This is a genomic window from Ilumatobacter sp. (assembly GCF_965215205.1).
GTDB lineage: Bacteria > Actinomycetota > Acidimicrobiia > Acidimicrobiales > Ilumatobacteraceae > Ilumatobacter_A.
Genome location: NZ_OZ244049.1, coordinates 2,919,807 through 2,932,075, shown reverse-complemented (window position 1 = coordinate 2,932,075; position 12,269 = coordinate 2,919,807). Strand labels below are relative to the sequence as shown.

11 protein-coding genes are annotated in these 12,269 nt (G+C 71.5%); 7 read left to right on the top strand and 4 right to left on the bottom strand.

Features of this window, described 5'->3' with window-relative positions:
• Positions 1-33: 33 nt before the first annotated feature.
• Complete coding sequence (locus tag ACOOHC_RS13600) at positions 34-1,689, top strand: M20/M25/M40 family metallo-hydrolase (protein ID WP_420450949.1); 1,656 nt, start codon at positions 34-36, stop codon at positions 1,687-1,689.
• 129 nt (positions 1,690-1,818) lie between these two features.
• Here the strand turns inward: ACOOHC_RS13600 and pyrF are convergent, their stop codons facing one another.
• The 3 genes from pyrF to leuA all read right to left on the bottom strand — a co-directional run bounded on the left by pyrF (position 1,819) and on the right by leuA (position 4,722).
• Positions 1,819-2,694, bottom strand: coding sequence for an orotidine-5'-phosphate decarboxylase (gene pyrF, locus ACOOHC_RS13595; protein ID WP_420450948.1), 876 nt, complete (start codon positions 2,692-2,694; stop codon positions 1,819-1,821).
• Between the two features lie 7 nt (positions 2,695-2,701).
• Complete coding sequence (locus tag ACOOHC_RS13590) at positions 2,702-2,890, bottom strand: ferredoxin (protein WP_420450947.1); 189 nt, start codon at positions 2,888-2,890, stop codon at positions 2,702-2,704.
• 89 nt (positions 2,891-2,979) lie between these two features.
• Positions 2,980-4,722, bottom strand: coding sequence for a 2-isopropylmalate synthase (gene leuA, locus ACOOHC_RS13585; protein ID WP_420450946.1), 1,743 nt, complete (start codon positions 4,720-4,722; stop codon positions 2,980-2,982).
• Between the two features lie 357 nt (positions 4,723-5,079).
• Between leuA and ACOOHC_RS13580 the strand changes: the two genes are divergently transcribed.
• The 4 genes from ACOOHC_RS13580 (at position 5,080) to ACOOHC_RS13565 (ending at position 9,894) form a co-directional block, all read left to right on the top strand.
• Entirely contained in the window at positions 5,080-6,324 is a 1,245-nt protein-coding gene (locus tag ACOOHC_RS13580) for a DEAD/DEAH box helicase (protein WP_420450945.1), read from the top strand.
• 90 nt (positions 6,325-6,414) lie between these two features.
• The gene (locus tag ACOOHC_RS13575; RefSeq protein WP_420450944.1) at positions 6,415-7,389 is read left to right on the top strand and encodes a diguanylate cyclase domain-containing protein; all 975 of its coding nucleotides are present in this window, start codon (positions 6,415-6,417) and stop codon (positions 7,387-7,389) included.
• Positions 7,386-8,807: a M20/M25/M40 family metallo-hydrolase gene (locus tag ACOOHC_RS13570; protein WP_420450943.1), complete on the top strand. Its 1,422-nt coding sequence runs from the start codon at positions 7,386-7,388 to the stop codon at positions 8,805-8,807. Before ACOOHC_RS13575 ends, ACOOHC_RS13570 begins: the two co-directional genes overlap by 4 nt.
• A 73-nt stretch (positions 8,808-8,880) precedes the next feature.
• The gene (locus ACOOHC_RS13565; RefSeq protein ID WP_420450942.1) at positions 8,881-9,894 is read left to right on the top strand and encodes an NADP-dependent oxidoreductase; all 1,014 of its coding nucleotides are present in this window, start codon (positions 8,881-8,883) and stop codon (positions 9,892-9,894) included.
• Between the two features lie 28 nt (positions 9,895-9,922).
• On the opposite strand, the gene ACOOHC_RS13560 is transcribed toward ACOOHC_RS13565, so the two are convergent.
• Positions 9,923-10,369 carry a nitroreductase family deazaflavin-dependent oxidoreductase gene (locus tag ACOOHC_RS13560; RefSeq protein ID WP_420450941.1) on the bottom strand — a complete coding sequence of 149 codons (447 nt, stop codon included), beginning with the start codon at positions 10,367-10,369 and terminating at the stop codon, positions 9,923-9,925.
• A gap of 111 nt (positions 10,370-10,480) precedes the next feature.
• Here ACOOHC_RS13560 and ACOOHC_RS13555 point away from each other — a divergent pair, with 111 nt between their 5' ends.
• Together ACOOHC_RS13555 and ACOOHC_RS13550 are read left to right on the top strand one after the other, a co-directional pair.
• Complete coding sequence (locus tag ACOOHC_RS13555) at positions 10,481-11,053, top strand: MOSC domain-containing protein (protein WP_420450940.1); 573 nt, start codon at positions 10,481-10,483, stop codon at positions 11,051-11,053.
• A gap of 146 nt (positions 11,054-11,199) precedes the next feature.
• Positions 11,200-12,225, top strand: coding sequence for an MDR family oxidoreductase (locus ACOOHC_RS13550; protein WP_420450939.1), 1,026 nt, complete (start codon positions 11,200-11,202; stop codon positions 12,223-12,225).
• Positions 12,226-12,269 lie beyond the last annotated feature (44 nt).

Sequence of the window (12,269 nt, the reverse complement as noted above, 5' to 3'; positions counted from 1 at the left end):
CATCGGGTGGGCGCACGATCTCAGAGGAGTCACATGGCACACGTACATCACAAGCGCCGCGTCGGCGCGGCGATCGCGATCCTGCTCGCGGCGTCGACGGTCCCGGCCGTCGCATCCGCCAAGCCGCCGCAGGGCGGATCGGCCAAGCCCGCCCAGAGCGGTCCGGCGCAGAGCGGTTGCGACAACCGCAACCTGAACCAGACCGACAAGCTGCTGCAGTGCGTGAACGCCGACGACGCGTTCGTCCACCTCAACGCGTTCCAGGACATCGCGGACGCCAACGGCGGGACGCGCGCCTCGGGGACGCCGGGCTACGACCAGTCGGCCGACTACGTCGCCGGGCTGCTCGAGGACGCCGGCTACGAGGTCACCCGCCAGGTGTTCGACTTCACGACCTTCGCCGAGAACTCGAGCTCGCTGAGCGCCGACGGCGTCGACGTCGAGACCCAGACGTTCTCATACTCGGGCTCCGGCTCGGTGGAGTCGGGCGTCGTCATCCCCGTCGACCTCGCCCTCGGGCTGGGCAACACCTCGACGTCGGGCTGCGAGGCCAGCGACTTCGACGGCCTCGACTTCTCGGGCGACTCCGACATCGCGCTCGTCCAGCGCGGCGCGTGCGCCTTCGGCGTGAAGGCGACGAACGCCGCGGCCGCCGGCGCCGAGGCCGTCATCATCTTCAACCAGGGCAACGCCGCCGATCGCACGGGGATCATCGGCGGGACGCTCGGCGAGGAGGTCGTCGGGGTGGTCGACATCCCGGTCCTCGACGTCGCCTACGACGACGGAGTGGCGCTGCTCGACGCCGTCGACGTGAGCCTGTCGGCGGACACCACGATCGAGACGACGACCACCGAGAACGTGATCGCCGACCTCGACGGCGTCAACACCGACAACGTCGTGATGGCCGGTGCGCACCTCGACTCGGTGCTCGAGGGCCCGGGCATCAACGACAACGGCAGCGGCTCGGCCGCCATCCTCACGGTCGCCCTGGCGATCGCGGGCAACGAGAAGTACACCCCGCAGAACAGCCTGCGCTTCGCCTTCTGGGGCGCCGAGGAGTCGGGCCTGATCGGCTCGACGGAGTACATCTTCAACCCCGAGTTCGGCATCTCCGACGAGGACTACGAGGCGCTCGCTCTGTACCTGAACTTCGACATGGTCGGCTCGCCGAACTTCGTCTACGGCGTCTACGACGCCGACGAGTCGTCGTTCGCCGCCCCGGTGCCGGTGCCTGCGGGCTCCGCCGAGCTCGAGGACCTGTTCGAGGCGTACTACTCGATCAACGACATCCCCTACGACGACTCGGAGTTCTCGGGTCGGTCGGACTACCAGGCGTTCATCAACGTCGGGATCCCCGCCAGCGGCCTGTTCACGGGCGCCGAGGAGATCAAGACCGAGCGCCAGGAGAGCATCTGGGGCGGCATCGCCGGTGAGCAGTTCGACCAGTGCTACCACGACGCCTGCGACACGATCGACAACGTGAGCTTCGAGGCCATGGAGGTCAACGTCGACGCGATCGCTTACGCGATCTACAACCTCGCCGCCTCGACCGAAGCGGTCAACGGCGTCGCCGGGGTGGACGTCAAGGGCACCACGCCCGACGAGGTCGTCTTCGACGGCCCCCAGTTCACCTTCATCGACGGTGTGAACGACGGAGGCCTGCACTCCGACCACCCGGTCGCCAGCTGAACCACCTCCCGTCGGCCGCCCACCTCGAGCGATGCGCTCGCGGTGGGCGGCCGATCCGCGCCCGGGCACCGTCGGTCGACGCCGCCCGGTGCGCGTGAGGCCCCGCCCGACCGTCGCCGGGCCGGACGGTCAGCCGGCGAGGGCCGCCGCGGTCCGTGCGGCCTCGGCGGCCGCCGCCTCGGCGAAGTCCTCGCCCCCGCTCGCGTAGAGGATCGCGCGCGACGAGTTGACGACCAGGCCACGCCCGTCGGCGGAGGCGCCGCGCTCGACCACCGTGGCCGCGTCGCCGCCCTGGGCCCCCACTCCGGGGACCAGCAGGGGCAGATCGCCGATCAGCGAGCGCACCTCGGCGAGCTCGTCGGGGCGCGTCGCTCCGACGACGAGGCCGCACTCACCGAGCTGCGACCACTCCGTCGCGACCCGTCGCGCCACCCGCAGGTGGAGCGGGATCCCCGGCTGCGAGCCCTGGGCGCCGGGCTCGGAGGTGATGAGCGCCTGGAGGTCGTCGCCGCCGGGGTTGCTCGTGCGGCACAGGACGAACGCGCCGCCGGCGCCGTGGGTCAGGAAGGGCTCGACCGAGTCGGTCCCCATGTACGGGTTGACCGTGACCGCGTGGGCGCCGTAGCGATCGAACGCCTCGCGGGCGTAGTGCAGCGCGGTCGTGCCGATGTCGCCCCGCTTCGAGTCGAGGACCAGCGTGACGTCGGGGTGCTCCTCGCGCACGTGAGCGCAGATCCGCTCCAGCGCCGCCTCCGCGCCGCAGCTCGCGAAGTAGGCGATCTGCGGCTTGAACGCGCAGGCGTGGGGAGCCGTCGCGTCGACGATCTCCCGGCAGAAGCGCTCGATGGCATCGGGCTCGGAGCGCAGGTGCGCAGGGATCCGCTCGAGGTCCGGGTCGAGCCCCACGCACAGCATCGACCCCGACGCGGTCCACGATCGGGCGAGCTGCGCGTGGAAGCCCGTCGGGGCGGGAACCTCCCCCCGCGGCGCCGACGCCGCCGTCACGCCACCGTCACGTCACCGTGATCGCGGCGGTCGGGCACATGTCGGCCGCCTCGTTGACCCGATCGGACAGCTCCTCGGGCGGCTCCTCCTGCAGCACGTACAGGTAACCGTCCGAGCGCACCTCGAACACCTCGGGGCACACCTGCATGCACGCTCCCGTGGATGCGCAGAGATCGAAATCGACGCTGACCTTCATGGGTTCCCTCCTGGGGCGAGTTCGACGGACGGCCGTCGACGGATCGGGGCCGACGGTAGCCGTCGAGGCGCGCGCGGGTCGACGTCGGCTCAGCGGGCCTGGCGCTCGAAGGCCGCGAGCACGGCGCGCAGCGACGCCGTGGTGATGTTCGCGCTCTGCCCCACGCCCCAGCGGACGTCGCCGGACCCGGTGACGGTCTCGAGGTAGGCGACCGCCATCGTGTCGGCCCCCTTGCCGATCGCGTGCTCGGCGTAGTCGAGCACGTCGAACTCGCCTCCCACGCGGTCGCCGAACGACGACACGAGAGCCGAGACGAAGGCCTCGACCGGGCCGTCGCCCTCGCCGCGGATCGAGGCCGGGGCTCCGTCGATCTCGACCTGGGCCTGGATGACGGTCTCACCGGTGTTCTCCTGCGAGGTGGTCGTGAGCTCGTGGGAGCGCAGGATGTACGTCGGCTCCTCGGGCAGGTACTCGCCGCGGAACCGGTCCCACATCACGGCCGGGCTGATCTCGGTTCCCGAGTCCTCGGTGATGTGCTGGATCGTCTTGGAGAACTCGATCTGCAGCCGGCGCGGCAGATCGAAGCCGTGCTCGGTCTTCATCACGTAGGCGACCCCGCCCTTGCCGGACTGGCTGTTGACGCGGATGACCGCCTCGTAGGTGCGCCCGACGTGGTTCGGGTCGATCGGCAGGTACGGGACCGCGAAGCGGTCGTACTCCCCGGTGTCGGGATCGCGCCGGCGGTCGAGGGCGTCGATGCCCTTCTTGATCGCGTCCTGGTGGCTGCCGGAGAACGCGGTGTAGACGAGGTCGCCCACGTAGGGGTGCCGAGGCGCGACCGGCAGCCGGTTGCAGTACTCCGCGACGCGGCGCAGCTTGTCGATGTCGGAGACGTCGAGGCACGGGTCGACGCCGTTCATGAACAGGTTCATCGCCAGGTTCACGACGTCGACGTTGCCGGTGCGCTCGCCGTTGCCGAACAGGGTCCCCTCGACGCGGTCGGCGCCGGCCATCACGCCGAACTCGGCGGCCGCGACCGCGCATCCGCGGTCGTTGTGCGGGTGCAGCGACACGATCACCGACCCGCGGTCGCGGATGCTGCGGCAGAACCACTCGATGACGTCGCCGTACACGTTGGGCGAGTAGCACTCCACCGTGGCGGGCAGGTTGAGGATGATCGGGTCGCCCTCGGTGGGCTCGATGACGTCCATCACCGCTTCGCAGACCTCGATCGCGTACTCGGGCTCCGTCAGCGTGAAGCTCTCCGGGCTGTACTCGTAGCGGATCTCGGTGGTCGACCCGTCGGCTCGCCCGGGCAACCCGGCCTCGGCCTCACGGCACAACCGGGCGCCGTCGACCGCGACCTGGCGGATCCCGTCGCGGTCGAGGCCGAACACCACCTCACGCTGGAGCGGGTTGGTGGAGTTGTAGAAGTGGACGATCGCCCGCGGGGCTCCGGCGAGGCCTTCGTAGGTCCGCTCGATCAGCTCGGCTCGGCACTGGACGAGCACCTGGATCCACACGTCGTCGGGGATCAGGTCCTCCTCGATGAGCTGCCGCAGGAAGTCGTAGTCGGGCTGGCTGGCCGAGGGGAACCCGATCTCGATCTCCTTGAACCCCATCGCGACGAGCTCGGTGAACATGCGCAGCTTGCGCGTCGGGTCCATCGGGTCGATCAGCGCCTGGTTGCCGTCGCGCAGGTCGACCGAGCACCAGCGGGGCGCCGCGGTGGTCGTGACGTTCGGCCACGTGCGGTCCTCGAGCACGATCGGGACGAACGGCGCGTACTTGTCGAACGGCATGGTCGTGGGGGTGGCGGGTGTGGGTGGCATGGGATCGCTCCGTGTGTGGTGCGGCTGGGTGTGCTGTGGCGGTGCTTCGGGGGCGGGTGTGCGTGCGGGCGTCGGCGAGGCGGTCTCGACGGGACGGGCCGAAAAAGAGAAGGACCCCCGGCCGAGTCGGCGGGGGTCGTCCGGGCGAGCGCGAGGGTGCGGGGCGCTCGCCCTACGGAAGGAGAAGCAGCGAGTTCGGCGTGCTCATCGCCGTCGATCGTAGCACCGCCCAGGGGGCTCACGTCGCCGAACGGTCCTCCACGGTACGCTGCGAGGAACATGACGAACACCAATTCCCGGCGGGGAGCGCCCCGCCGTCGGCGCACGCGACCTTCGGAGCCCCACGATCGCGACCACGTGAACACGTCGAACCTCACCTCGATCAACGCCCTTCCGCCGGTCGAGGCCCCGACCGGGTTCGCCGAGCTCGGCGTCCCCCCACGGATCGACGAGGGCCTCGCCGCGTGCGGGTTCGCCCGGCCGTTCAACATCCAGACCGAGGCGATCCCGGTCGCGATGAGCGGCAAGGACGTCTGCGGGCGTGCGAAGACCGGCTCCGGCAAGACCCTGGCGTTCGGGGTCCCGATGCTCGCTCGGATCACCGACGCCGCCGCCCCCATGCGCCCGCTCGGCCTCGTGCTCGTCCCGACGCGCGAGCTCGCCGTCCAGGTGGCCGAGGTGCTGCACCCGGTCGCCGAGCAGGCCGACATGCGGATCCTGCCCGTCTACGGCGGAGCGTCCCGCCACCACCAGGTCGAGGAGATGGCGAAGGGCGTCGAGATCGTCGTCGCCACCCCGCTGCGCCTGATCGACCTGATCAAGTCGAACGAGATCGACCTCGGCGACATCCAGATCGTCACCCTCGACGAGGCCGATCGGATGGCCGACGACGGGTTCACCCCCCAGGTCGAGTGGATCCTGCGCCACTGCGGCAACCGGAACCAGACGATGCTGTTCTCCGCCACGCTCGACGGCGACGTCGGCCACCTCATCCGGGCGTACCAGACGGACCCGGAGACGGTCGCGATCGACGAGGCCACCGACACCGTCGGCACGATGCACCACCTCTTCCTCGGGATCCACCACATGGACCGCGACAAGGTGATCGGGTCGATCGCGAAGGGGATCCCGAAGATCATCGTCTTCTGCCAGACCAAGCGGCAGTGCGACCGCGCGACGGAGAAGCTGCAGGACCTCGGCGTCGACGCCGAGGCGATCCACGGCGACCTCCAGCAGCGGTCGCGCGAGCGGGTCATGCGCAAGTTCGCGGAGGACAAGCTGCAGGTGCTCGTCGCCACCGACGTCGCGGCGCGCGGGATCGACATCGACGACATCGGCGCGGTCATCCACTACGAGCCGGCCAAGGACGTCAAGGACTACCTGCACCGGTCGGGCCGCACGGCGCGCGCCGGGCGCGACGGGTGGGCGGTGACGTTCGCCGAGTACAACCAGACGACCCAGGTGCGCATCCTCCAGCGGATGATGAAGATGGACCCGAGCAAGCCGGTGGAGGTGTTCTCCAACGACCACCGCCTGCTCACGCTGTCCGACTTCGGCGACGACGTCAAGACGTCGGCGACGAACCCGAGCAACATGTCCTGACCCGGTCGATGTCGGCCCACGCGGACACGTCGGTCGACGCCGGCGGTCGCGATCCCCACGACACCCAGGGAGAGTCAACCAGGGAGCCGCATGCAGCCCGACGACATCGATGACGACCTGACGAGGTTGAAGGACCTGTACGCGCTCGATCTCATCGACGCACCCGTCGACGAGCGGTTCGCGCCGTACACCCGGCTGGCGGCGCGGTGCATGGGGGCGCCGATCGCCCACGTCACCCTGCTCGGCGACGACCGACAGGTGCTCTGCGCACCGGTGGGCATCGAGCTGTCGCAGGGACCCCGCGAGGAGTCGTTCTGCACGCACATCGTCGACGACGACCTCGGCGTGCTCGTGGTCGAGGACACCCGGGAGGATCCGCGCTTCCGCGATCTCCCCATGGTCCGGGACGAGCCGAACGTCCGGTCCTACATCGGCGCGCCGATCACCACCGGCGGCGGGCACGTCGTGGGGACGATGTGCGTCCTGGACCTCGTCCCGCGCCGCTTCGACCCGTCCGATCACGAGATGTTGCTCGACCTCGTCGTCCTGGTGGCGCGCGAGATCGATCACGCCTCGTTGGCGCTGACCGACGACCTCACCGGCCTCGCGAACCGCCGCAGCTTCATGGCGGTGGCCGAGAGCTTCCTGGCCCTCGCCCGTCGACACGACGGGTCGATCTCGGTCGTGTTCGTCGACGTGGACCGACTGAAGCAGGTCAACGACGAGGACGGTCACGCCGCGGGTGACGACGTCCTGCGTCGCGCGGCCTCGGCGCTGAGCTCGTCGGTGCGCGATTCCGACCTCGTCGCCCGCCTCGGCGGCGACGAGTTCGGCGTCGTGATGTACGGGCCGTCGCCCGGTGAGTTGGGCGCGGTCGTCGAACGTCTGACGGCCGCGGTGGCCGGTGCCGGCGGCTCGGCCCCTCCCGGCCGCTCCCCGTCGATGAGCTGCGGGACGGCGACCAGCCGGGCCGGCGACTCCGTCCTCGACGTCCTCGCGCGCGCCGACGCCGCGATGTACGACGCCAAGCGGCGCGCCTCGGCGGCTCGGGTGGACGCGCGGTGACGATCTCGACGGACGGCGCGATCGCCGACCACTGCGCGCCGGCGTGGGACGAGATCCTGCCGGTGCTGTCGGACTACGTGGCGATCCCGGCGCTGTCGCCCGACTTCGACGACGACTGGGACGTCGCGGGCCACCTGCGCCGTGCCGTGGATCTCGTGGTCGACTGGTGCCGGGCGCGCCCGATCCCGGGTCTGGTCGTCGAGGTCCACGAGCTCGCCGGACGGACCCCGGTCGTGCTGATGGAGATCCCGGCGAGCGCGGGGCGGACCGGTGACGACACGGTGCTGCTCTACGGCCACCTCGACAAGCAGCCGGAGATGGAGGGGTGGAGGCCCGGCCTCGGGCCGTGGACCCCCGTCCTCGACGGCGACCGCCTCTACGGCCGGGGCGGCGCCGACGACGGGTACTCGGCGTTCGCGAGCCTGACCGCGGTCGAGGCGGTGCGCGCCGCCGGCGCCCACCACGCCCGTTGCGTCGTGCTGATCGAGGCGAGCGAGGAGTCCGGATCCCCCGACCTCGACGCCCACGTGGCGGCGCTCGCCGACCGGATCGGCACCCCGAGCCTCGTGGTGTGCCTCGACTCGGGGGCGATGGACTACGACCGGATGTGGGTGACCACGTCGCTGCGCGGGATGGTGTCGGGGGTGCTGACCGTCGACATCGTCCGCGAGGGGATGCACTCGGGATCCGCGTCGGGCCTGGTGCCGTCGACGTTCCGCATCGCACGTGACCTGCTGTCGAGGATCGAGGACTCGGCGACGGGTGAGATCCTGCTCCCGGAGCTGCACGTGGAGATCCCGCCCGGCCGGCTCGACGAGGCGCGCGCGACGGCGGCCGAGGTCGGCGCGATCGCGACCGGGCTGGCCTTCGTCGACGGGGCTCGCCCGGCGACGGAGGATCCGATCGAGCAGCTCCTCGCGACGACGTGGCGACCCACGTTGAGCGTCGTCGGAGCCGACGGGTTGCCGCCCACCGGCCGGGCCGGCAACGTGCTGCGGCCGCGCACGGCGCTGAAGCTCTCCTTCCGGCTCCCGCCGACGCTCGATCCCCTCGTCGCGCGCTCGGCGATCACGGCTGCCCTGGTCTCCGACAGCCCCCACGGAGCTCGCGTCACCTTCGATCGCGTCGAGTCGGCGGCGGGGTGGGACGCCCCGCCCACCGCCGAGTGGCTGGCGGCCGCGACGGCCGAGGCCTCGCAGGCGGCGTTCGGTCGACCGGCGCAGGCCTTCGGCGAGGGCGGGACGATCCCGTTCATGGGGATGCTCGGCGAGCGGTTCCCCGAGGCGCAGTTCCTCGTCACCGGCGTGCTCGGTCCCGAGTCGAACGCTCACGGACCCAACGAGTTCCTCCACGTGCCCACCGCGCGTCGCCTGACGGAGGCGGTCGCCCACGTCCTGGTGGCGCACGCCGCCCGCTGAACTCGGGACCCGGTCCGCGCGGCGGGTGCGGCCGGTTCGGGCGTGGAGGAGGCCGGGTCGGTATGGTCCGGCGATGCCCGAACACCGCACCAGCCGGCAGGTCAACCTCGTCTCGCGACCCGACGGAGAACCCGTCGAGTCCGACTTCGAGGTCGTCGAGGTGGAGGTGGGCGAGCTCGACGACGGGCACGTGATGGTGCGGAACCGGTTCATGTCGGTCGACCCGTACATGCGCGGTCGGATGAACGACGCGAAGTCGTACGTCCCGCCGTTCGCGATCGGCGAGGCGCTCGCCGGGGCCGCGATCGGCGAGGTCGTGGAATCGCGCTCGGACGACCTCGCCGTGGGCGACCACGTCGTGCACCCCCTCGGCTGGCGCGAGGTCGCGCTCGTCCCGGACTCGCAGGCGCAGCGGGCGCCCGAGATCGCGGACGTGCCGCTGTCGGCCCACCTCGGCGTGCTGGGGATGCCCGGGCTCACGGCGTACGCCGGTCTGCTCGAGGTGGCGAGCTTCGCCGAGGGCGATGCGGTGTTCGTGTCGGGCGCCGCGGGAGCGGTCGGGTCGCAGGTCGGCCAGATCGCCCGCCTCAAGGGGGCGTCGCGCGTCGTGGGGTCGGCGGGGTCGGCCGCGAAGATCCGCCACCTGATCGACGATCTCGGCTTCGACGCCGCGTTCGACTACCACGACGGTTCGCTGACCCGACAGCTGCGCGACGCGGCTCCGGACGGGATCGACGTCTACTTCGACAACGTCGGCGGCGACCACCTGCAGGCCGCGCTGCACGCACTGACCGCGGGCGGCCGCGTCGCGCTGTGCGGCGCGATCTCGGTGTACAACGACACCGAGCCGGCGCCGGGGCCGGGGAACCTGACGCTCGCGATCGGCAAGCAGCTCACGCTGAGGGGGTTCATCGTCAGCAGCTACGACCACCTCCGCGAGCCGTTCCTCGACGAGGTCGGCGGGTGGATCGCGGACGGGTCGCTGCGCTACGAGGAGACCGTCGTCGAAGGGATCGAGCGCGCTCCCGAGGCGTTCATCGGGATGCTCGCCGGCGCGAACACCGGCAAGATGGTCGTCTCGCTCTGACCCGCCGCGTCCGCCGTCTCGGTCGGGCTCAGTCGTCGAGCGGTCGTGCGACGAAGACCGGGATCTCGCGGTCGGTCTTCTTCTTGTAGTCGGCGTAGGTCGGGAACACCTCGACGGCGCGGTCCCACCACGTCGTGCGCTCGTCCCCGTGGACGATCTCGGTCGCGAAGTCGTGCGGTTCGGGCCCGTCCTGGATCTCGACGAGCGGCTCGTTCACGAGGTTGTGGTACCAGTCGGGGTTGTCCGGGGCTCCGCCCTTCGAGGCGACGAGGGCGTACTCGCCGTCGTGCTCGACGCGCATCAGGGCGAACTTGCGCAGGTTCCCGGTGCTCGCGCCGCGCGACGTCACCACGATGATCGGGATGCCGGTGTCGCGCAGCGTGGCCGCCTCGCGCCCGTTCGTGCGCTCGTAGGTCTCGACCTGTTCGCGCACCCAGTCGAGTGCGCTCGGCTCGTACGTCCCGGAGAGTGGCATGGCGCGATGCTACCGAAGCGGCCGTCTCCGCTCGGCCACGGCGTGGCGGGCCCGCCACCCGGGCGTCGCGCACGCGTCCCCGGCACGTGCCTGCGTGCGAGGATGGGGGTCGTGACCGCTGCGACCACCCACCTGTCGATCGACGAGCTCACGGCCCGCCAGGGCGTCGTCGACGAGTCCCCGGCCGAGGTCGGGACCGTCGAGATGATCGTGCGACGGCCCGATCTCGCCGAGCGCGAGGAGCTGGACGAGGGCGAGCTCGTGGTCGGTGCCGGCCTCGTCGGCGACGACTACCTGACGCGCGGGAGCCGGGAGACGCCCGACGGCGCACCCCATCCCGAGGCGCAGCTCAACCTGATGAGCAGCCGGTCGATCGATCTCGTCGCCGGGGGTGATCGCGACCGCTGGAAGCTCGCGGGCGACCAGTTCTTCGTCGACTTCGACCTGTCGACCGACAACGCGCCGACGGGAACCCGGATCGCGATCGGCGCGGCGGTGATCGAGGTGGCGGCCAAGCCGCACCGCGGGTGCGCGAAGTTCACCAGGCGGTTCGGCGTCGACGCGTCGCGGTGGGTCAACTCCGACCCCCGCCGGCGCTTCCGCGGCGTCAACGCGATCGTCGTCGTCGGCGGCGTCGTCCGCCCCGGCGACGCGGTCCGGCGGCTGGGCCCCGGAGCGATCTGAGCCGGGCGGCGACCCGCCACCGGCGGCGCGAGCGCCTGCTGGTACGTTGCGCCCCGCGCCGCACCCGTCGGCGGCGGCCACCGCGTCGTCCCGCTGCCCGAGACGTCGTCACCTGACGCCCCATCAGCCCCACAGGAGATCCACCCGTGACCGACACCGATCCGACCACCTTCCGCGCGCTCGTCGTCCGCGAGGCCACCCCGGGTGAGCCGAAGACCGCGTCCGCGTCGATCGAAGACCTGAGCGACAGCGACCTGCCGAGCTACGACGAGCCCAGCGTCGTGGTCGACGTCGAGCGGTCGTCGCTCAACTACAAGGACGGCATGGCGCTGACCGGGAGCGGCCGGATCATCCGGTCGTTCCCCATGGTGCCGGGCATCGACCTGTCGGGGACCGTCGTGTCGTCGGAGTCCGACCGCTTCTCCGAGGGCGATGGCGTCATCGGCACCGGGTGGGCGATGGGGGAGCGCTACTGGGGTGGCTACTCCCAGCGCCAGCGGGTGCGGGCCGACTGGCTGGTTCGCCGCCCGGACGGCCTCACGAGCGAGCAGGCGATGGCGATCGGCACGGCCGGGTTCACCGCGATGCTCTGCGTGCTCGCGCTCGAGGAGGGCGGGGTGGAACCCGGCGACGGGCCGATCGTCGTGACCGGAGCCGCCGGCGGGGTGGGCAGCGTCGCGGTCGCGGTCCTGTCCCAGCTCGGCCACGAGGTCACCGCCGTCACCGGGCGACCCGACGAGCACGACTACCTGCGTTCGCTGGGCGCGACCCGGATCGCGACGCGCGAGGAGATGTCGGAGCCGCCCAAGCCGCTCGAGTCGGAGACGTGGGCCGGTGCCGTCGACGCGGTCGGCTCGACGATGCTGGCGCGCATCGTCGCCCAGATGGCGCACGGCGGGGTCGTCGCCGCGTGCGGGCTCGCCGGCGGGACGGACCTGCCGACCACGGTGATGCCGTTCATCCTCCGCGGGGTCCGCCTGCAGGGGATCGATTCGGTGATGGCGCCGACCGAGGTCCGCGAGCGGGCGTGGGCCCGCCTCGTCTCCGACCTGCCGACGGGACCGCTCGAGGAGATGACCACGGTCGTGCCGATGTCGCAGGTGCTCGACCAGGGCCCCGAGATCATGGCCGGACGCACCCGAGGGCGCGTCGTGGTCGATCCCGGCGCCTGAGCGGGATGGCGAGGTGGGAGCACCGGGGGTTCGGCCGACCGCGG

Coding starts and splice junctions, on each gene's coding strand:
- ACOOHC_RS13600 (WP_420450949.1), top strand. CDS start 34: ATGGCACACGTACATCACAAGCGCCGCGTCGGCGCGGCGATCGCGATC.
- ACOOHC_RS13590 (WP_420450947.1), bottom strand. CDS start 2,890: ATGAAGGTCAGCGTCGATTTCGATCTCTGCGCATCCACGGGAGCGTGC.
- leuA (WP_420450946.1), bottom strand. CDS start 4,722: ATGCCACCCACACCCGCCACCCCCACGACCATGCCGTTCGACAAGTAC.
- ACOOHC_RS13575 (WP_420450944.1), top strand. CDS start 6,415: ATGCAGCCCGACGACATCGATGACGACCTGACGAGGTTGAAGGACCTG.
- ACOOHC_RS13565 (WP_420450942.1), top strand. CDS start 8,881: ATGCCCGAACACCGCACCAGCCGGCAGGTCAACCTCGTCTCGCGACCC.
- ACOOHC_RS13560 (WP_420450941.1), bottom strand. CDS start 10,369: ATGCCACTCTCCGGGACGTACGAGCCGAGCGCACTCGACTGGGTGCGC.